We start from the raw sequence: 21,972 nt of genomic DNA, 5'->3' as shown, positions 1-21,972 counted from the left end.
GTTTCAAGTGGAGAAGATGGGGCTCGAACCCACGACCTTTTGGCTGCCAGCCAAACGCTCTAGCCATCTGAGCTACATCCCCGTTTGAATTCGTGTACAAATATAGCTTTTTCGGAGAACCTACCAATACTTTGTGGCAAAAAGTGTAATTTTAAGGCAAATTATTTTTACGCATGACAACAGACAGACAAAACGGTTCTTTATATACCCGAATTGAAAACAAAATCGCCTTTGTGGAATTCGGTCACCCGGCCAGTAACTCTTTTCCCGGCGAACTTTTACAACGCCTTACCGACGAATTGAACATCTTAAGTACGAATTCCGAAGTTTCGGTAATTGTATTACAAAGCGAAGGCGACGGTGCTTTTTGTGCCGGTGCTTCATTTGACGAACTACTCGCCGTATCCAATCTGGAAGAAGGCGCGAAATTCTTTTCGGGCTTTGCCAATGTGATCAATGCGATGCGCAACTGTTCCAAATTAATCATTGGACGAATCCATGGAAAAGCCGTTGGTGGCGGTGTTGGATTAGCCGCAGCCTGCGATTATGCCCTGGCTACGGAACAAAGCGCCATCAAACTTTCGGAATTAGCAATCGGAATCGGACCTTTTGTGATCGAACCGGCCGTTTCCCGTAAAATCGGAAAAGCCGCATTGGCCGAAATGACTTTAGCCGCACACGAATGGAAAAATGCCTATTGGGCACAAGAAAAAGGATTGTATGCCAAAGTACTCGAAAACGTTTCCGATCTGGACAAGGAATTGGATTTATTTGTCTCGAAATTGGCCAGCTATAATCCGGAAGCCTTATCCGAAATGAAAAAAGTGTTATGGGAAGGAACCGAAAACTGGGACACTTTATTATACGAACGCGCCGGAATTTCCGGAAAACTGGTTTTATCCGATTTTACCGTAAACGCACTGAATCAATTTAAAAAGAAATAAAATGAGGGCTTTATTCCTACTGCTACAAGTTAATATTGAAGAGAAAATCCAGAATGCACCTGATAAAAATTATGAAATCGGCGTATTTATTGGCTCTCTGATTCCGTTTGTAGTGCTCGCCTGTATTGCGTATCTAATGTACTACCGCGCGAAAAAAAGGAATAAGAGCAACTCCTAACATCCAACACCTGACAGGTTTTAAAAACCTGTCAGGTGTACTATATAGGTGTGATTTATTATCGGGTTCGCAACCAGCCGGTGATACTTAACCGCGGTTGTTTTACGGGTTTTACTTCGTGTTCCAACACCTGACTTTCGAAAATAACCATCCGCCCTTTTACCGGGTAAACATTTTCAGTTACTTCTGTACCATCCTTATTGATGTAAATCGCCAATTCGCCACCATACTCCGGTTGCCAGTCCTGATCGTTCAGATAGCATACAATTGACAACTTTCGTCGGTCGTCATTCTGAAACGTATCCAGATGTCTTTTATAAAAAGTACCTTCCGGGTAATAGGCATAATGAAACTCCTTATCACGGATTCCCATAAAACACGTCCGGTTCAGGTATTCAATAAAATCGTTGATCCTATCGAAATAGGCTTTTTCGGCCGGACTACTTTCGGCTTCATTCAGCCAGAAAATAAAATCCCCACGAACGGCTGTTACGATTTGTTCGTTGGTTTGATTTCCGATAGCGGATTTTTTAAACTGGTCTTCTTCGTATTTGTGGAGTAAACTTTCTCGTAAGGCCATTACCTCGTCGTCCGAGAAAAAGTGATCAGCAATGCTGAATTGTTGGTTTAACAAATCGTCGATGATTTGTTCGTATAGTGGATTCAATTGGAAATCGCTCATACCTTGTTATAAAGTGGCAACAAATATATGACAAAAGTGAAATTCGATCGCTTAAATTTATTTACTAAATTTGCAATCTAATTTCTACAGGATGAGTAACATCAGAATCACCAAACAATTTACTTTTGAAACCGGTCATGCCCTATATGGCTACGACGGCAAATGCAAAAACGTACACGGACACAGTTATAAGTTATCGGTAACGGTAATTGGCACTCCGATAACGGACAGTTCGAATGTAAAGTTTGGCATGGTCATCGATTTTGGCGATTTAAAGCATATTGTAAAAGAAGAGATTGTAGATGTTTTTGATCATGCTACGGTTTTCAACCAAAATACGCCGCATCTTGAACTGGCGAACGAATTAAAAAATCGTGGTCACCATGTAATTTTGGTCGATTATCAACCAACGAGCGAAAATATGGTCATCGATTTTGCTTCAAAAATCAAAAACCGACTTCCGAAAGGCATTCAATTGCATTCCCTACGCTTACAGGAAACGGAAACTTCATTTGCAGAATGGTATCAATCGGATAATCTGTAGGCTTATGAACATTCCGTTAAACAAAAAAATATATTTTGCCTCCGACCAGCATTTTGGTGCGCCAACTCCGGAAAAAAGTTTTCCCCGGGAACAGAAATTCGTGGCCTGGCTGGACCTGATCAAAAAAGATGCAGAAGTCCTTTTCCTACTGGGAGATCTTTTCGATTTTTGGTTTGAATACAAAACGGTAGTTCCGAAAGGTTTTATCCGGGTTTTGGGTAAACTGGCCGAATTGCGCGATAGCGGTATTCAGATTTATTTTTTTGTGGGTAACCACGACTTGTGGATGTACGATTATTTTGAACGGGAATTAAACATTCCGGTCTATCATACGCCACAGGAATTCACCTTTAACAATAAGCTGTTCCTGATTGGTCACGGTGATGGTTTAGGTCCCGGCGATAAGGGTTACAAAAGGATGAAAAAAGTCTTTACCAATCCGTTTTCGAAATGGCTATTCCGTTGGTTACATCCGGATTTGGGCGTACGTCTGGCACAATACCTTTCGGTAAAAAACAAACTGATTTCGGGCGCCGAAGATGTAAAATACCTGGGCGAAGAAAACGAATGGCTGGTACAGTATTCCAAAATGAAACTGCAAACGAAGCGTTACGATTATTTCGTTTTTGGGCATAGGCATTTACCGCTCGAAATTACGCTTTCCGAAACGGCCAAATATTTCAATCTTGGTGACTGGATTCATTATTTTACCTACGGTATTTTTGACGGCGCCACTTTCGAACTAAAAAAATTCACCGATCAGTGATGATGCGGTCGTGGTTTTACCACTTTACCATGCCAATATTGCATTAATAAGATACATCCCACTACGGAAGACGCTATACCTTCAAATAGTAGTCCGATACAATATTCATTTACTTTTGGTTTTCCACCCACAAACAGGAAGCCATCCGAAAGACGCGCCAGATACGGTTCGCCGCCTCGTATATGCACATAAACAATAAGCGCGGCCACACTAACCACGATACCGATTACACAGGTCTTAAAACTTGAAAGCATATTGTTCAGGTATTCGGTATTGCCATCTCTGAAGTTTTCTTTGATGGTTCTGTTGGCACCATAGAGCACAATTACCGCATTAAACAATCGCAAATACAATTTATCGGTTAAGCCCAATACTTCCATGATTAGGAAATACAATGCAATTCCGATAAAAATAACCATCCCGTTTTTAAATTCTCTTGACTTCAACATAATCGTAAATTTTAAAGTGAGACATGGATTTTGTCTTCGGAGCTAAAAAACGAATGGTTTCAGCCTCAAACACTTATCAAATTTACAAAATTTTAAGCCTGATTCTTTTAATTTAGCAGATTAATCGTTAAAGTGATTTATTTTCTCTTTCTAAAAAATAGTTTTTGGCTGTTTGCTTATCCAGTGCCAATTGTTTTTTCAGTTCGTCAAGAGAAGGGAATTTTTGTTCGTCCCTGATTTTTTCATAAATGGAAACACTTAGTTTTTGTCCGTATAAATCACCGTCAAAGTCCAGGTAATTCACTTCTACGGTTAACGCTACACCCTCTACCGTTGGCCGTACTCCGATATTCATCATGCCGGGCACAACCTGATCATTAATTACAGACGACACGATGTAGACCCCATTTTGCGGAATCAGCTTGTAGTCTTCTTCGATTTTAAAATTGGCAGTCGGAAAATTGATGGTTCTTCCTAATTGGTTTCCTTTTACCACTGTTCCGGTAAAAAAGTAATGATATCCGAGGTACGAATTGGCCAGCGCCACATTTCCTTCGGCCAATGCATTTCGTATTTTGGTCGAACTGATCGACACATCGTCAATTTCCTGAGCCGAGATTTGTTCCACTTCAAAACCATATTCCTCCCCAAACCGAATCAGGTCATCAATGGTTGCCGTTCTGTTTCGTCCAAATCGATGATCATGACCGATAATTATTTTACAGATATTAAACTGATCGACCAGTATGTTTTTCACGAACTCTTCCGCTGTTAGCCTTGAGAACGACTGATCAAACGGATGAATAATCAGATTTTCGATTCCGAATTCGCGAAGTAAAATAATTTTCTCATCAATTGTATTCAGTAATTTAATATCCGAATCCTGTTGCAACACCATCCTTGGATGCGGAAAAAAGGTCAGCAATAAACTTTCGGCCTGCATTTTTTTACTACTGGCCATTACTTTTTCCAATATACTTCTGTGTCCCAAGTGGACACCATCGAACGTTCCCAGCGTAACTACCGTTCTGGTATTCGTTTTAAATTCCTGAATTGATGAAAATACTTTCAATGGATTGATTTTGATTCGCAAATTTACGTGTTCCCGTTTATATAAAAAAAGAGGATGGCAATAAAACGATCCTCATTGAAACAATAATTAGAGTATTACTTTTAATTTTTTACAAATTTTATTATTTTCAAACGCCCTGATTTGTTCAGTTCAACAAAATAAATACCGGCACTCAACCCGGACACATCCATTTTTAAGTCGTTATTCGTTCGAACATCAACCCGCGACAATTCCTGCCCCAATCCATTAAACAAACGGATGTACTCCGGTAATCCGATTGCGACAGGAAGTAAAATGGTTATTTTTTCGTTCGATGGATTCGGGTAAAGACTAATTGCTCCTGCCTGATCGGAATCATCAAACCTGGCATTCAACTTGTTGATTTTAAAATTATGCTCGTCTTTCGTTTCAAAAACGCCCCCTTTAACTATAGGGATATGATTTGCCGTTTCTATAGTATAATAGCCCGCCCCGCCTGTTCTGTTGTTAATTCCGTCATCACCGAGATCATACATTGTAAAGGTATAACAATCGCTTTCCTGCAGTTTCCAGTTTTCTACAATTGGAGGATCAAGTGGATTTGGTTTAAAGCCAATCCATCTAGGCGTATTCCTGTAAGGCCCACCCGAATACAATACGGTTCCAGCACTATCGGTCAATGCCCAGGTTGTATCCGCTCCAAAATAATCTCTTTGGAGTGTAAATATCAGTTCATCGGCAGTATAACTGGTTGCAAACGTTTTCCCTATATCATTATTTCCGCTATATTCATCAGCTTTGTCATTTACAGTTTTCAGGCTCGCATAAAACGTATGTATACCCGGGGTGCTATTTTGTTCCGGAAGATTTATGGTAACCGAAGCATTACTATCCAATGTTCCGGTCCAGTTAAAAACCTGTCTATCCGATTCGTCTATTCCAAAGGCTATGGTTGCACTTATGATTGTTTCACTCCCATTATTTTTCAAAACAACAGAAGGCACAACGGTATTTTCACATTCTAGCATCGCCAACTCTTTCATGCTAATGGCCGCTTCTGTTTTCAGATGTAAGGGTACCCCGGCATTTGAAAAGCGCAATGCCGAACGCCGGGGCGCATGGTACAAAACAGCCTGCATTCTGTATTTCTGATCCTGAGTAAACACATTCATACAAACATCTTTTGTATAATCCATATAATTTTCGATCATGTCTTTACCCGGAGAATCCGGACAGGAATCCACGCTCTGATCTTTACAATACGACTCGTTAGGTCCCGCCGCTAAGGGAGTATCGGCACAAAAATCGTCTACATCACAACCGCCATCACCCCATATATGGCGCAATCCCAACCAATGCCCAATTTCATGGGTGGCTGTTCGACCACGATCATATAGCAATTGATATGTGCCATCCGGATAAATACTTCTGGAACCAAAAGCGCTATAATTTATTACGACACCATCTGTATTCGCTATTCCATTATGCTCTTTGAGTCCGGTTAATTTCGAAGCTGAAGGAGGCTGTGCATACCCCAACCGTTTCGACCATTCTCCTGTTCCCTCAATATTGATCACCCAAATATTAAGATAGCGTTCCGGATCCCATATTGTAGCTGGTTTTAACACATCCTCCACTTGTTGTCGCGATGTATAGCCGGACACACCTGTATTTACCCTGTCGATTCCATTAGTCGGACCACCATCTGGTGTTCGTTGCGCCAGGCAGAATTCAATTTCGGTATCGGCTCCAACCGGATTCTCATTATACCCAGATGTATTAACTTTTCGTCTAAAATCCTGATTGAGTACTTTAATTTGTGACAAAACCTGTTCGTCGGCAACATTGAAACCTACTCCAACCTCTTGTCCGTTATGAATTACATGAATCACCACCGGTATTCTGATCACACTACTTCTCCTACTGTTTACCCCCTTATCCGCATGCTGTTTTACCTGTTCTACCAATGGAGACAACCATGCTTCAAATTCGTTGGTTGAGGCTCGCCCCTTATTTTTAAGCTGTAAAAAAAGTTCATTTTCTATTGTGTAACATCTCGCATATCCTTCTTTGTTTTGCTGTATTATATCCTGCGCCCTCTCTTCGAAAGGCAGTAACAACAAAATCAAAAAGAATAGCTTTCCTCCTATTCTCTTCATTTTAATCGTTTTAATTCACAAACCAATTGTTGTAAATATAACAAATAATCACTTTATTTTGATATGTAGAACTTTTGATCAGGTTTGAGAAATCCTGCTTTCACAAAAAAAAGCTGCGGGTACACCTCACAGCTCTGCTATAAAATAGTCGATTCCCTTTTAGTTTTAAATCAACCTGATTGTTTTGACACGACCTACTTTACTAAACAAAATATACACCATTACCTCCATTAGCATTAATCGCCAGATCCGCGATAGTACGGGTTTTTACCGCAAGGGGATTTATCCAATATCTTTACAAACAGGATCGCTATCCAGCAAACCGACACCTTCCGGCATAACGGCTATTTAAAATTTCTTTTTCCGGATTTGGATAATCCGACAGCACTTCGAGCATGGTAAAATCGTTTGCTTCTATAGTATTTAGATGCAAATCATTTATTTCTGACACACCAAATTGTCCACTTAAAGCCGTAATTGTTCCTATTTATGCTTGAATAGGGCAATATCCATTACCCTCTCACAACAAAAACACCGCTATAACCATTATTCCGCGCTATTTTTCGGGTTTTCAACTTGTTTCGCCCCCATTTATCCAATTTCAAATTACAATTTAAACACAAACGGATTAATCCTCCGACATAGATAACCCAATCGCACCTACTGCCAAATTGTTCGAACTTCTCTGGCGGACACACCGGTTTCCAAAAAAATCAGGCTTATTATCCGTTAACCATCCAAAGCCAACATAATAACAAAATACATTCCGGTTAAAACGAAATACTCGTAAAGTTCCTAATAAAGTAGTTTTTATATAATATTCTGGTAAGAATTATTTAACCCCTAAATTCTGGTATTGCTTTTTTCATATAAAACAGGATAAACCTGTAAAAAGCAACATTAAAAACAATTAAATCACACAAAATACCATTTAGTGGCTATTTTTTAACATTATAAAGTTTAATTTTCACATTTCAAAACATCAAAAAAGTAGCTCCAACAATTGCCAAATTTGACTATAATATACAATATCAATGCTTTTAGTTTGCCGTTTTTTGTTAAAAAAAGGAAAAATCTTTTTTTTTTATATAAATGGTGTACTTTTACAAAACTTAACTGTTTAACAACCTAAAATCCCTCAGATGAAAAGAAAAATACTTTTGTCTTTCGCATCAGTATTTGCTATGTCCGTTGGCTATGCCCAAAATGGCCGACTATGGACACCCGCAAAGCAAGAAAGAGTAGTTATTTCACAAAAAGCACAGAGAGAATCTTTCCCTACTAACTATTCTCTTTATAATTTAGACTTCAGCAGCTTAAAAGCAGAGCTTTCGAAAGCACCAAGTCGTTTTTCCAACAATTCGGATGTAATTATTTCCATCCCGAATGCAGACGGAAAAATTGAGAAATTCAGAATTTACGAAGCGTCAAACTTTGCTCCGGAATTGCAATTACAATTCCCGGATATTCGTTCTTATATCGGGATCGGAATTGACGATCAATATGCGCAATTACGTATAAGTATTTCACCGGAAGGTATTCAGACTATGGTATTCCGAGCTGGTAAAAAAGCGGAATTCATGGAGCCATATTCAGCAGATTCTAAAACATATGCGCTTTACACTTCGGCAAGAGAGAAAGGAAAACTTCCTTTTAACTGTTCTACACCGCACGAAGAAGCAGTAAACAATGAATTACTAAACAAAATCAACCCATCACAACAACTTTCTAACACAGGACAGTTAAAAACGATGCGTTTGGCACTATCCTGTACAGGAGAATACACCACTTTCCACGGTGGTACGGTTGCCGGAGCTTTAGCAGCTATGAATGCAACTATGACACGTGTAAACGGTGTATTTGAAAAAGACCTTGCTATACATTTAAACATTATTGCCAACAACTCGTTAGTAATTTACACCAATGCAGCAACAGATCCTTATTCTGATGCAGCTGCCGGTGCCGGTGGTGCATGGAATGCCGAATTACAAAACAACTTAACTGCCGTTCTTGGTAATGCTGCCTACGATATCGGACACTTATTTGGTGCTTCCGGAGGTGGAGGTAACGCCGGATGTATCGGTTGTGTTTGCGTAGACAACAGCAAAGGTAGCGGATATACATCCCCATCTGACGATGTACCAATGGGAGACACTTTTGATATTGACTATGTGGCACACGAACTAGGCCACCAATTAGGAGCTAACCACACGTTTTCACACAATATTGAAGGAACAGGTGTAAATGTTGAGCCGGGTTCAGGATCATCCATTATGGGATATGCCGGAATTACCGACTATAACGTTCAGGCACACTCTGACGACTACTTCACTTACAGAAGTATCCTACAGATCCAAAACAACATGGCTGGTAAATCTTGTCCGGTAACCACTCCAACAGGAAACCAGGCACCGGTTATCAGTGCAGGAGCAAACTATACCATTCCAAAAGGAACAGCTTTCGTACTGAGAGGTACCGGAACGGATCCGGACGGAAACCCATTGACGTATAACTGGGAACAAAACGACACTGCTGTTTCGGGTAACACAGGAGCAAACAGTGTAGCATCGCCAACAAAAGCGACTGGTCCAACTTTCCGTTCTGTAGCACCGTCTGCAACACCGGTACGTTATATGCCTGATTTCGCTACGGTATTACAAAACAAATTAACGACAACATGGGAATCGGTATCTGATGTAGCGCGAACCCTTAACTTTACGCTTACAGGAAGAGATAACGTAGCCAACGTAGGACAAACCAACACGTCTTCAATGGCAGTAACCGTTAATGCTTCTGCAGGTCCGTTTAAAGTAACATCTCCGGCAAACGACAACGTATCCTGGACACAAGGATCTACACAAACCATTACCTGGGATGTTGCCGGTACAACCGCAAACAACATCAACACGGCTAATGTTAACATTTTATTCTCAAGCGACAATGGAGCAACATTTACTACTTTAGTAGCCAATACACCAAACGACGGATCTCAGGCAATCACCGTTCCTAACGTAGCCGCTCCATACTGTAGAATTAAAGTAGAAGCTGTAGGAAACATTTTCTACGCTTTATCGAAAAACATCTCTGTAGGATATACTGTAACGGTACAAAAAACATGTACAGATTACACCAGAACATTTGCAGCAGTTGAATTACCAACAAGCTATACCGGATACGGCATTCCAGTTCCGGACAACTATACAATTTCTGATTTCAACATCAAAGTAGACATCAACAGTCAAAGAACAAGTGATTTGAGCTTAGGTGTCGCCCTTCCAAACACTTCAACCATTAACTCTTTATTCTTTACAGGAGGAAACTGTTTAGCATCGATCGGTAACTTAAAAGCTACTTTCGACGATGACGGAGCCAACTTCAGTTGTGCTGCAACAGCAACCAACCAGACGTACAAACCAAGTTCACCATTAAGCGTATACGAAGGAATGAACTCTGGCGGACAATGGATGTTTGCTGCTAAAAAAGCCAATGCATCAAGATCGGCAACCTTAAACAGCATCACGTTCCAATTCTGTAAAACAGAAACATCGGTAACCCTTGGATCTGATAGCTTCAATTTACAAGATTTCAACATCTACCCGAACCCGAACACCGGAAACTTCAATGTGGAATTCAAATCGAATTCCAACAACGAAATCAAAGTGGTTGTTCACGACATCAGAGGTCGAGAAATCTTCAACAAATCGTACCAGAACGCAGGCTTATTTAACCAGAACCTTCAGTTAAATAATGTACAATCCGGAATTTATCTGGTAACTGTTCAGGATGGCGACAGAAAAGAAGTTAGAAAGATTGTCATAGAATAATCGGACTTAAAAAAGCCTCAGAAAACACTCTGGGGCTTTTCCATTTATAGTATGCCTACTGAAAAATAGCGCATTTCAACCCTAACCTTATAATTATTAACTATAAATCAAATAACTAATGAAAAGAAGATTACTATTCGTAGTATCGGCCTTATGCCTTGCAGCATCGGGCTATGCACAGGGTTCTCTCTGGACGAAAGTCAAGGAAGAGCGAATCCAGATGTACGAAAAGATGGAACGCGCTTCTCAGCCGCTGAAATTTGAAGTATTTTCACTTGACCTTCCAGCGATGAAAGCCAAGTTACAAAATGCTCCGTTACGCGATGTTTCCAATGGCAATTCCGATGTTGTGGTTGCCTTCCCTAACCCACAAGGAAAATTGGAAAACTACCGTATTTTCGAATCTCCGGTAATGGAAGCCGAACTAGCTGCGAAATACCCTGGTATTAAGACCTATATTGGTCAGGGTATTGACGATCCAAGTGCGACGATTAACTTTAGTGTTACCCTTTTTGGTCTTCACACAATGACTTTATCAGGCACTAACGGTACTTCATATATCGACACTTACACCAAAGACCTTAACAACTACATCGTTTACTCCAGAAGCGAACTAACTACAAACCGTTCTTTTAGCTGTATGACTGAAGACGATGCTGAAGAAGTAGCCGGACGTGTAATGAACGATAACGCAACTGCAATGGCAACCGATGGAAAATACAGAGTATACCGTTTGGCTATGGCATGTACAATCGAATACGCTGCTTTCCACGTAAATGCAGCCGGATTAGGCAGTGGTACAACCGCTCAGAAAAAAGCAGCTGTATTGGCCGCGATGAACGTTACGATGGCACGTGTTAACGGTCTTTACGAAAGAGACATGGCCATTCACATGAACCTTGTAGCGAATAACGACGTAATTATCTTTATCGATTCGGATAACTTTACCAACGACGTTGCTAATACATTAATCAACGAAAGCCAGACTGTAATTGACGCGAACATTGGTGCATCAAATTACGATATCGGACACACTGTAAGTACAGGTGGTGGAGGTTTAGCACAGTTAAACTCACCATGTACAAGCAACAAAGCAAGAGGAATCACCGGTTCTCCTTCGCCAGTTGGAGATCCATATGATATCGATTTCGTAGCACACGAAATGGGTCACCAGTTTGGAGCAACGCACACTTTTAACGGAATTGGTGGTAACTGTACTACTTCAACACGTAGTGCCGGAACAGCTGTAGAACCAGGTAGTGGTAACACCATCATGGGATACGCTGGTATCTGTCCTGGAGTTGACGTTCAGAACAACTCTGACGCACATTTCCACGCGGTAAGTATCGCTCAGATGCAAACATTTGTAACCACAACAGGAACCTGTTCTGTTACCACAAACAATGGAAACACTGCACCGGTAGTAAATGCTGGAGCAAACTATACAATTCCTTACGGAACTGCCTTTATTCTTAAAGGAAGTGCAACCGATACAGCAGGACAAACTCTAACGTACTGCTGGGAACAAACCGATACTCAGATTTCAACACAACCACCGGTAGCAACATCTACAACAGGACCGAACTTCCGTTCCTTCCCTCCAACAACGTCACCAAACCGTTATATGCCTCGATTCCAAGATGTATTAGCCGGCAACCTTACCCCAACATGGGAAGTAGTGCCAAATGCAGCCAGAACGATGAATTTCGCTTTAACGGTACGTGATAATGCAGCACCAAACGGCGGACAAACCAACCGTGGCAACATGGTAGTAACATTTGCCAACACCGGACCATTTAAAGTAACTTCTCCTGCTACAGCAGACGTTACCTGGACGCAAGGTTCTTCTCAGACCATTACATGGAACGTAGCCGGAACCACAGCAAACGGAATCAATACTGCTAACGTAAACATTTTATTCTCCAGCGACAACGGAGCTACATTTACTACTTTAGTAGCCAACACTCCAAACGACGGTTCAGAAGCGATTACCGTTCCAAACGTAGCTTCTCCAAACTGTAGAATTATGATCGAAGCCGTAGGAAACATTTTCTATGCTTTATCTCCAAATATCGCAGTTGGTTATACTGTAACTACAACTTGTAACACCTATACTGCTAACCCTAACACTACTATTGCAGGTTCCGCGCAACCGGCATGGGCAATTCAGGGTACCGTTAACGTTCCGGACAACGTAACGATTTCTGATCTTAACTTAAACGTGAACATTACACACCCAAGAATTAACGACTTATATATCGGTTTATTAAAACCAGGCGCTACAACAGTAGGTGAAATCCGTATCGTATACCAACAAGGATGTTCTACATTGTTTAGCAACATGAACACTACTTTTGATGATTCAGGAGTAAACTTAAACTGTTCTGGTCTTAACACAGCTGGAAATGCCTACAAACCACTTAACACATTAGACATCTATAACGGACAAAGTTCTTTAGGAGGATGGAGACTTGTTATTGCTGATTTAACTGTAGCAAACAGCGGAACTTTAAACAGCTTTGGTGTTAACATCTGTTCCAGAACAGTAACATTAGGTAGCGAAAGCTTCGGATTACAAGATTTCAACATCTACCCTAACCCGAACAACGGAAACTTCAAAGTTTCATTTAACTCGAATTCAAGCAATGAGATTAAAGTTGTATTACATGACATCAGAGGTCGTGAAATCTTCAACCAATCGTATCAAAATGCAGGTTTATTCAACCAAGACATTCAGTTAAACAATGTTCAGTCTGGTATCTATATCGTATCTGTTCTTGATGGAGATCGTAAAGAAGTAAGAAAGATTGTTATCGAATAAGACAACAACCCAATACAAACAAAAAAGAGTCCCAAATGGGACTCTTTTTATTTTAACCTTATTTTATTTTACGACCGTAGCATTTACTTTCGTATACAACTGCGGCACTTCGTCTACTTTAAAATCGAGATCAAAGGTTACATGACTTTCCTTTTGCGACAAATTCAATGTTCCTTTACTAACCGCAAAGAACCCCGCCTGTCCGCGACAAAAACAATGTCTTCCGAACAACATCTTTACATTCTCCAATTGCGCATCTTTCAATTTAAGATCAAAAACGCCATTATCGATCTCAAACACAATTTCTTCCTTATGTTGTCCGTCCTGTAATCCTTCTTCCGTATTGCGATTGTACTCATAAATAACAACAGATTTTTTATCGTTATCGGCCAACTGATAATACAACTTCCCAATACCATCAATTTTTTTATCCATACTCTTATTTTTAAGCAATTGGATGGTACACTTACCATCACTTGGACATTCGGAGGCGATTACTGTTGTCATATTACTTTTATTTGGATTAGCGGTATCGCAAAACGACATGGTTAACAATACCGGGATAAGCAATAATTTTCTCATACGTTAAATATTTAGTGATCAAACAAATATACTAAAAGTATTACTTCCCATTAAAAGTATTCATGGTGATGTCCAAACCTGATAAGGCAAAAGAGCGGATTGACTCCACGGCAACATCCAGTCGCTCCGGAAGTTTACTCTTTTCTTCTTCACTCCATTCGCCCAAGACATAATCGACCTGCTGCCCTTTTTTAAACTGATCACTAATTCCAAAACGGAAACGCGGGTATTCGACTGAATTCAGCAACAATTGAATATTTTTAAGTCCGTTATGACCGCCATCACTTCCCTTCGCTTTGATACGGATTGTTCCGAACGGCAGGTTAAGATCATCGGTGATCACAAATATATTTTCTTTCGCAATTTTCTCTTTATCCATCCAGTACTGAACCGCTTTTCCACTCAGGTTCATATACGTATTGGGCTTTAGCAAAAACAACGTACGTCCTTTAACTTTATACTCGGCCATAGTTCCCAGTTTAACGGTTTCGAACGAAAGACCTTCTTTTTTCGCCAGGTGATCCAAAACCTTAAACCCAATATTATGACGCGTATTGACATATTCTGCTCCTATATTTCCCAGGCCTACAATTAAAAACTTTTTCATCGGATCTGTATTTTCTTCTATTTCTTTTTTCCGGAATAACCAGTCAAATATTTTCATGTTGCAAAAGTAAGCTATTTCCAAACGCGATCAAATCGTTAGCATTGGGCTATAGTCATAAAAAAAGCACCGGGATTCCGGTGCTTTTCAGGTATATAAAAAATAAAATTATTTTTTCTTTCCTTTTGCTGGTGCTTTTGCAGCTTTTGCAGCTTCCTGAGCAGCTTTCATAGCAGCACGTGAAATTCTCACCTGACATACTACTGTATTGTCCGGGTGTAATAAACGGAAGTTATTTGTAGGCAATTTCGTTACATACAATTTGTTACCCATTTCTAAATCCGTGATATCTGCTTCAACGAAATCAGGTAAGTTAGCTGGTAAAGCTCTTACTTTAAGTTTACGTTGGTTTAAACGTAAAACACCTCCGGCCATAACACCTTTAGAGTTACCAACGATTTTCACAGGAACTTCCATAGTGATTTCTCTATCTTCGTGTAACTGGTAGAAATCGATGTGTAAAATTTTGTCAGATACCGGGTGCACCTGAATATCTTGTAAAATAGCGTTGAAAGTTTTACCATTTTCCAATTCAACTACAACAGTGTGTACGTTTGGAGTGTAAACTAAACTTTTAAACGCTTTTTCTTCAGCGTTAAAATGTACTGGTTGTTCTCCTCCGTATAACACGCAAGGAACCATTCCAGCATTACGTGCCGCTTTCGTTGCCGACTTGCCCACGCTTTCTCTTTCAGATCCTTTGATCGTAATTGATTTCATTTTGAAATATAATTAAATTAATAAAAAATTCTTAAACAATAAACTTGCTGCTGATCGAATTATTATTGTGTACCATGTGCATCACATCGGCAAATAATTCGGCACAGCTCACCACTCTGATTTTCGGGCTTGATTTTTTCAACGGAATAGAATCCGTAACAATCAACTCCAGAATTTTCGAGTCCTCAATTTTCTGGTAAGCATCCCCTGATAAAATAGCATGCGTACAAATAGCACGTACACTCAAGGCACCTCTTTCCATCATCATATCAGCTGCTTTTGCAAGCGTTCCTCCGGTATCGATCATATCGTCTACCAGAATCACATTTCGTCCGGTAACATCACCGATCAACTCCATGGTATCGATCACGTTAGCCTGTTTTCTTTGTTTGTAACAAATTACCACATCCGACTCCAGGAATTTCGAATAGGCATAAGCCCGTTTCGATCCACCCATATCCGGCGAAGCAATTGTCAATTTATCCAGGTTCAAACTTCTTACGTACGGCAAGAAAATAGTCGACGCAAACAAATGATCAACCGGCTTTTCAAAAAAGCCCTGAATCTGGTCAGCATGTAAATCCATCGTCATAATTCGGGTAGCACCCGCGGCTTCGATCAGTTTCGCCACCAATTTAGCTCCTATTGGCACCCTTGGTTTATCTTTTCGATCCTGACGCGCCCATCCGAAATATGGAATTACAGCTGTAATGTGTCGTGCCGAAGCTCTTTTAGCCGCATCGATCATCAACAAAAGCTCCATCAGATTGTCGGAACTCGGAAATGTCGAACACACTAAAAACACGCGTAATCCGCGTATTGACTCTTCAAAAGACGGCTGGAATTCACCATCGCTGTATTTTGAAATTGTAACTTTACCAAGTGCTACACCGTAGTGCTTGGCTATCTGTTCAGCCAGATATTCACTTTGAGAACATGCAAATATCTTTGCTTCCGGTTCTATATGTGACATTTTAATTCGTTGTTTAGTAGTTAGTTAGTGTTGTCGTGTTTAAACGAGGTGCAAATTTAGAAATTAAATTCCACACTTAAAGAATATTTTCCTTTATTTTTTTGATTATTTCTAATTTTTTTATTTACATTTGCACCCACAATTGACAACCAGTTGTCCACAAGCCTAGGTGGCGGAATTGGTAGACGCGCACGACTCAAACTCGTGTACTTCGGTGTGTGGGTTCGATTCCCACCCTAGGTACAAAGCTCCAAACAATGTTTGGAGCTTTTTTTTATGCACCACATCTATCAAATACAATATCACATCAGCCGCCACGCTTTCAGCACCTTACCCGAAAATTTCATTTAACAATTAAAGTATTACTTAAACTAAAGAATTGTTAAAATATTAATTATATTTGATAGACTTATTATACCTTCCTGATTTTCTGATTTAAAAAGGACTTCTATTGATCAATAATAAGACATTCCAGGCTTAATTTATTTTTTTTCCGAATCTAAATTAGAGTACATGTATGAAATCCTTTATCATTAACAGTTTTACTGTAATTTCGATTTGTCATACGTTTTATATTCAGGCACAGAATATAGAAAAAGAGCCACTTCCTACGGTATGGAATCTGGAACAATGCATTTCCTATTCCCAAAAAAACAACATTCAGATCAACACGCTGCGACTCACCGAAAAATCCACGGAACAGGATTTATTATTGTCCAAAGCCGCGAAATTCCCGAGTCTTTCCGGTAGCGCCTCACAAAGCTATACCAACGCCAAAAATGCCGACTTAGTTGTGGGCGGTTTTCAAACGCAGGCCACTTTTGCCGGAAATTATTCCCTTGGCTCATCGGTAACCCTATATAATGGCGGCTACCTTAACAATGATGTCAAACAAAAAAAATTACTGATCGAAACCGCCAAATACAATGCCGCCGCCGCCGAAAACGACATTACCCTGCAAATCACTCAGGCTTATCTCACCATTTTACTCACCAAGGAAAACAGCGTTTATCTGAATGAAATTGCAGAAACCGCAAAAGCACAGTTAAAACTCGGCGAATTACAATACAACGCCGGCAGCATTGCCAAAAAAGATATGGTTCAATTAAAAGCCCAATTGGCCACCGACAACTATAACCTCATCAATTCACAAAACACCGAGAGGCAAAACACACTCACCTTAAAACAATTATTACAGCTTCCTTCCGGATATAATTTAACCATTCAGAAACCCGACACACTGGCCCCTGTTTTACCCGTTATCAATCTCGAAGAAGCTCAAAAAGCAGCGGTCGAACAACGCCCGGAAGTTAAAAGCAGTGAACTCGCCACGGAAACCGCCAAATTAGACCTGTTAAAATCGAAAGCCGGCTATCAACCCACATTGAGCGCCAGCGGAACCCTGGCATCCGGATATTCGGACAATCAAAATATCGCTTACGCCACGCAGTTGGACAATAATTTTTACCAACGACTCGGCCTTTCGCTATCGATTCCCATTTTTAACAACCGGATCGCCCGAACCAATGTCGAAAAGTCAAAAATTGCCGTCGATCAGTCCGATCTGAATCTTACCAACACCAAAACCATACTCGCCCAACAGGTAGAGCAAGCCTATATTAATGTACTCAACGCTCAATCCCAATATACTGCAGCCAAAGAACAAATGGACGCCAACAAAGAAAACTATCGCATTGCCAACGAACAATTGCGATTGGGCGGCATTAGCACGGTCGATTATTTATTACAAAAGAATCTCTATGTTCAGGCATTTCAGAATTTTATTCAGGCAAAATTCAATGCCGTGATAAGTTTAAAAATATACGACTTCTATAAAGGGGAGCCGATCAAACTCTAAAAAAAGTACCATGAAAAAAAGCAGATTGATAATTGGCGTCATAATTGGATTACTACTTATAGGAGGTATCGCATATTTTATATTTCATAAAGAAGAAAATGCAGTACAACTAATAACCGAAAAACCGCATTATGGCACTATCGCCACCAGCGTATCGGCCACCGGAAAAATACAACCCGTAGATACTGTAGCGGTAGGAACCCAGGTATCGGGTACGATACAAAAAGTATTTGTCGACTTTAACTCGGTGGTTAAAAAAGGACAATTACTGGCGCAGATAGATCCTTCGTTATTAACCGCTCAGGTACAACAAATCACCGCCAATTTACAACAGGCAAAAAGCACCTATAGCTACCAGCAATCCAACTTTAACCGACAAACCCAATTATACAATGCCGGCGGTATCAGCCGGGCCGATTTCGAAACGGCAAAAAACCAATATGAAGTCGCACGCGACAACGTCAACAGCGTCGCAGCACAATTGCGATCCATACAGAAAAGCCTTTCTTATACCAATATCTTTTCACCGATAGACGGCACCGTTTTATCCCGAAAAGTCAGCGAAGGACAAACCGTTGCTGCCAGCTTAAACACGCCTACCCTTTTTAGTATCGCCAAAGACCTTACCAAAATGCAGGTTCAGGCATCGGTAGACGAAGCGGATGTTGGAAATGTAAAAGTTGGCGAACGCGCTACGTTTACCGTAGATGCCTTTCCCGACGACGTATTTACCGGTACCGTGATAGAAGTACGCCTGCAACCGGCCATTTCGTCCAATGTGGTTACTTACACCACCATTATAAACGCACCAAACGACGACCTCAAACTCAAACCGGGTATGACCGCCAACATCGTTATTTACACCAAAGAAATAAAGAACGCCTTGTTGATTTCGACCAAAGCGATTGCCTTTCAGCCGGATTCCACTTTGGTAAAACAATTTAAAATCGGAAAAATACCGGCACATCATCGAAAAGACAGGAAACCCTCACAAACCGGCACTTCTCACAACGACAGCATCATCCCCAAAAAGGCCACGGTATGGATAAAACAAGGCCAGTCATTAATTCCAAAACAGATCCAAACCGGATTGGACAACGATATCGACGTACAGATAGTTAAAGGTATAACCGATAAAGACGAAATTGTAACTGGTATAAACGCGCCCAAACAAGCTAAAAGCGGCAAAGCAAACAATTCAAGTCCGTTTATTCCCAAACGTCCGGGCGGCGGTGGCGGTGGAAGAAATTAACGCTTTAGTCTAAAACAATCGTCATGGGTAAAAAAATTCTGGAGATACAAGACCTGAAAAGAGAATTCGTAATGGGTTCCGAAACCGTACGGGCTTTAAAAGGCGTTTCTTTCGACATTATGGAAGGCGAATTTCTGACCATCATGGGAAGCAGCGGTTCGGGAAAAACCACCTTGCTCAATATTTTGGGATGCCTGGACAAACCTTCCGACGGAAATTATCTGCTGGATAATGTCAATGTAAAATCCTTATCCAAAAACGAACTCGCCGCCTTACGGAACTCTAAGATTGGTTTTATATTCCAATCGTACAACCTATTGGCGCGCACCTCAGCTATCGAAAATGTAGAACTACCTTTATTATATAATCCAAAAATATCCACAAAAGAGCGAAAAGAAAGAGCCATCAAAGCTCTTGAAGCGGTAAAATTGGCCGATCGGTTGGACCACTTCCCAAATCAATTATCGGGCGGACAACAACAAAGAGTCGCCATAGCCCGCGCCTTAGTGAACGACCCGGTGATGATTCTTGCCGACGAAGCCACCGGAAATCTCGACACCCGGACATCGTATGAAATCATGGCTTTGATTCAGGAATTAAATGCACAGGGAAAAACCATTGTTTTTGTAACCCACGAACCGGATATCGCCGCTTTTAGCAGTCGGACGATTACCCTTCGCGACGGCAAAATCATAAAAGATTTTTACAACCAAAACATAAAATCAGCCAAGCAGATGCTTGCCGATTTTCATGTGGATGAAGATTATAAATATGAAAATAGCTAACCTTTTTCTAATCGCCCTAAAAGCTTTGCGCCGCAACAAACTCCGCGCATTATTAACCATGCTCGGGATTATTATTGGTGTGGCATCGGTTATTGCCATGGTCGCCATCGGACAAGGCTCCAAACAAAGCATACAGGATCAGTTATCCAGTATGGGATCGAACATGATCACAATACGCCCTAACAGCAATGTTAGCGCCGGCGCCCGTTTGGACATCTCCAGCGTCCAGACCTTAACCCTCGCCGATGTGGACGCCCTCAAAAAAGAAGCCACCTATCTCAATGCCGTTTCCCCCGCCGTTTCTTCAAAAGGCCAGGCCATTAACGGCTCTTTAAACTGGCCCACCACCATGCAGGGTGTTGCGGTCGATTATTTAAAGATTCGCAACTGGCCACTAAAAGAAGGCATCGCTTTTCGGGAATCGGATATTCATATCGCGAACAAAGTATGTCTTTTAGGACAAACAGTTGTCGACAATATATTTCCTCCGGGAGTCGATCCGATTGGTCAGACCATTCGTTTTAATAAAATTCCCTTCCGTATTATCGGGATTTTGGAAACCAAAGGTGAAAATGCCTTTGGTCAGGATCAGGATGATGTGATCATCGCACCGTACAGCACCGTACAGAAAAGAATTACCAACTCGATTTACCTGCAAAACATATATGCTTCCACGGCCGATGAAAGTCAGACCACAATGGCGACAGCCGAAATCGAACAAATCATGCGGACGTCCCACCGATTAAAAGTCAAAGATGACGATGATTTTTCGGTACGCACCCAAGCCGAGCTGATCAGCACCTTTAGCTCCACCAGTCAGTTGCTAACCGTTCTACTCACGGCGATCTCCGGCATCTCCTTATTAATAGGCGGTATTGGTATTATGAATATCATGTACGTTTCGGTAACCGAACGCACCAAAGAAATCGGCCTGCGCATGTCGATCGGGGCCAATGGCAACAATATTCTACTCCAATTCCTGGTAGAAGCGATATTGATCAGTTTAACCGGCGGACTTATCGGAATCATATTGGGCATTATCGCCTCAAAACTGATTCAGTACTTTTTACAATGGCCCACCCTGATTTCGGAATCCTCCGTTATTCTTTCGTTTTTGGTTTGCGCGATAACCGGTATCTTTTTTGGCTATTATCCGGCACTAAAAGCGTCAAAACTCGACCCAATTGAAGCCTTACATTATGAATAATCATTTATATCACAACCACATTCATCTACAAAATTCCAATCATCACACCGATAAAAAGAAAAACAAACCACAATTCCGATTTAAGATTAACGCATTCTATATTTAAATATTTTTCACAAACATGTGAAAATAAATATCTTAAGAAAATTCGCTCCTATAGACGAGCAAAAAAGACATTACGAATACGCATTTTTTAAATCCGCAATTATTGCGCCAAAAGTTAATTTTATCTTCACAAACAGGCGAACTACTATAACTACAAAACAACCAATTCGCACCTACAAAAATTAAATGTAATTACCACATAATCAACAAACAAACTACTGAAAAGACCGCAATCTAAATATCACATTTCCCCCTTCAAATGTTATTTCTTAAAAAGGCGTAAAATCCGCATAATGTAATCCTAATTTTACACACGTGCATTTTATCGATTTTTTACGTCTGTTTAAAGATTTATTAACGCAATCATAATAAACAGGTATATATTCGTGACACTATCAGAATAATACA

General features: G+C 40.7%; 18 protein-coding genes and 2 tRNA genes. 11 read left to right on the top strand and 9 right to left on the bottom strand.

Going from position 1 to position 21,972, the window contains the following annotated elements:
- Positions 1–8 precede the first annotated feature (8 nt).
- Positions 9–82, bottom strand: a tRNA-Ala gene (locus tag ABFU83_RS16480).
- A gap of 91 nt (positions 83–173) precedes the next feature.
- Between ABFU83_RS16480 and ABFU83_RS16475 the strand changes: the two genes are divergently transcribed.
- Both ABFU83_RS16475 and ABFU83_RS16470 read left to right on the top strand, forming a co-directional pair.
- Positions 174–944 (top strand): enoyl-CoA hydratase/isomerase family protein, encoded by a 771-nt coding sequence (locus ABFU83_RS16475; protein WP_347067516.1) that lies wholly within the window; start codon positions 174–176, stop codon positions 942–944.
- A 1-nt stretch (position 945) separates the two neighbouring features.
- A complete protein-coding gene (locus ABFU83_RS16470; protein ID WP_347067514.1) occupies positions 946–1,122 on the top strand; it encodes a hypothetical protein in 177 nt (58 codons plus the stop codon).
- 58 nt (positions 1,123–1,180) lie between these two features.
- Here the strand turns inward: ABFU83_RS16470 and ABFU83_RS16465 are convergent, their stop codons facing one another.
- The gene (locus tag ABFU83_RS16465) at positions 1,181–1,804 is read right to left on the bottom strand and encodes a 2OG-Fe(II) oxygenase (protein WP_347067512.1); all 624 of its coding nucleotides are present in this window, start codon (positions 1,802–1,804) and stop codon (positions 1,181–1,183) included.
- Positions 1,805–1,895: 91 nt separating this feature from the next.
- Between ABFU83_RS16465 and ABFU83_RS16460 the strand changes: the two genes are divergently transcribed.
- Positions 1,896–2,348 carry a 6-carboxytetrahydropterin synthase gene (locus tag ABFU83_RS16460; protein WP_136403745.1) on the top strand — a complete coding sequence of 151 codons (453 nt, stop codon included), beginning with the start codon at positions 1,896–1,898 and terminating at the stop codon, positions 2,346–2,348.
- A 4-nt stretch (positions 2,349–2,352) separates the two neighbouring features.
- Complete coding sequence (locus ABFU83_RS16455; protein WP_347067510.1) at positions 2,353–3,114, top strand: UDP-2,3-diacylglucosamine diphosphatase; 762 nt, start codon at positions 2,353–2,355, stop codon at positions 3,112–3,114.
- Here the strand turns inward: ABFU83_RS16455 and ABFU83_RS16450 are convergent.
- From ABFU83_RS16450 to ABFU83_RS16440, 3 genes are all read right to left on the bottom strand, one after another.
- On the bottom strand, positions 3,108–3,563 hold the full coding sequence (locus ABFU83_RS16450; protein WP_347067508.1) for a hypothetical protein: 456 nt from the start codon (positions 3,561–3,563) through the stop codon (positions 3,108–3,110). The two genes, ABFU83_RS16455 and ABFU83_RS16450, sit on opposite strands and share 7 nt — an antisense overlap.
- A 127-nt stretch (positions 3,564–3,690) precedes the next feature.
- The gene (locus ABFU83_RS16445; protein WP_347067506.1) at positions 3,691–4,635 is read right to left on the bottom strand and encodes a bifunctional riboflavin kinase/FAD synthetase; all 945 of its coding nucleotides are present in this window, start codon (positions 4,633–4,635) and stop codon (positions 3,691–3,693) included.
- Positions 4,636–4,736: 101 nt separating this feature from the next.
- A complete protein-coding gene (locus ABFU83_RS16440; protein ID WP_347067504.1) occupies positions 4,737–6,773 on the bottom strand; it encodes a M43 family zinc metalloprotease in 2,037 nt (678 codons plus the stop codon).
- 1,142 nt (positions 6,774–7,915) lie between these two features.
- Here ABFU83_RS16440 and ABFU83_RS16435 point away from each other — a divergent pair.
- Positions 7,916–10,597, top strand: coding sequence for a reprolysin-like metallopeptidase (locus ABFU83_RS16435; protein ID WP_347067502.1), 2,682 nt, complete (start codon positions 7,916–7,918; stop codon positions 10,595–10,597).
- A 118-nt stretch (positions 10,598–10,715) separates the two neighbouring features.
- Positions 10,716–13,418 (top strand): reprolysin-like metallopeptidase, encoded by a 2,703-nt coding sequence (locus ABFU83_RS16430; RefSeq protein ID WP_347067500.1) that lies wholly within the window; start codon positions 10,716–10,718, stop codon positions 13,416–13,418.
- 63 nt (positions 13,419–13,481) lie between these two features.
- Here ABFU83_RS16430 and ABFU83_RS16425 read toward each other — a convergent pair whose 3' ends face one another.
- The 4 genes from ABFU83_RS16425 to ABFU83_RS16410 form a co-directional block, all read right to left on the bottom strand.
- Positions 13,482–14,000, bottom strand: a complete 519-nt coding sequence (locus ABFU83_RS16425; protein WP_347067499.1) for a hypothetical protein — start codon at positions 13,998–14,000, stop codon at positions 13,482–13,484.
- A 40-nt stretch (positions 14,001–14,040) separates the two neighbouring features.
- Positions 14,041–14,664, bottom strand: a complete 624-nt coding sequence (gene pth / locus ABFU83_RS16420) for an aminoacyl-tRNA hydrolase (RefSeq protein ID WP_347067497.1) — start codon at positions 14,662–14,664, stop codon at positions 14,041–14,043.
- Positions 14,665–14,772: 108 nt separating this feature from the next.
- Positions 14,773–15,384, bottom strand: a complete 612-nt coding sequence (locus tag ABFU83_RS16415; protein ID WP_347067495.1) for a 50S ribosomal protein L25/general stress protein Ctc — start codon at positions 15,382–15,384, stop codon at positions 14,773–14,775.
- A gap of 31 nt (positions 15,385–15,415) precedes the next feature.
- Positions 15,416–16,357 carry a ribose-phosphate pyrophosphokinase gene (locus tag ABFU83_RS16410; protein ID WP_347067494.1) on the bottom strand — a complete coding sequence of 314 codons (942 nt, stop codon included), beginning with the start codon at positions 16,355–16,357 and terminating at the stop codon, positions 15,416–15,418.
- Positions 16,358–16,520: 163 nt separating this feature from the next.
- Here ABFU83_RS16410 and ABFU83_RS16405 point away from each other — a divergent pair.
- From ABFU83_RS16405 to ABFU83_RS16385, 5 genes are all read left to right on the top strand, one after another.
- Positions 16,521–16,600, top strand: a tRNA-Leu gene (locus ABFU83_RS16405).
- 274 nt (positions 16,601–16,874) lie between these two features.
- Entirely contained in the window at positions 16,875–18,215 is a 1,341-nt protein-coding gene (locus ABFU83_RS16400) for a TolC family protein (protein WP_347067492.1), read from the top strand.
- Between the two features lie 10 nt (positions 18,216–18,225).
- Positions 18,226–19,467 (top strand): efflux RND transporter periplasmic adaptor subunit, encoded by a 1,242-nt coding sequence (locus tag ABFU83_RS16395; RefSeq protein WP_347067490.1) that lies wholly within the window; start codon positions 18,226–18,228, stop codon positions 19,465–19,467.
- Positions 19,468–19,490: 23 nt separating this feature from the next.
- A complete protein-coding gene (locus ABFU83_RS16390; protein ID WP_347067488.1) occupies positions 19,491–20,252 on the top strand; it encodes an ABC transporter ATP-binding protein in 762 nt (253 codons plus the stop codon).
- Positions 20,239–21,459, top strand: coding sequence for an ABC transporter permease (locus tag ABFU83_RS16385; RefSeq protein WP_347067487.1), 1,221 nt, complete (start codon positions 20,239–20,241; stop codon positions 21,457–21,459). The genes ABFU83_RS16390 and ABFU83_RS16385 overlap by 14 nt, the downstream gene beginning before the upstream one ends.
- The last annotated feature ends 513 nt before the right edge of the window (positions 21,460–21,972 follow it).

Source organism: Flavobacterium sp. WV_118_3 (genome assembly GCF_039778605.1).
Classification (GTDB): domain Bacteria; phylum Bacteroidota; class Bacteroidia; order Flavobacteriales; family Flavobacteriaceae; genus Flavobacterium.
The sequence above is the reverse complement of the archived record's forward strand: the minus strand, read 5'-3'. Positions and strand labels throughout refer to the sequence as shown.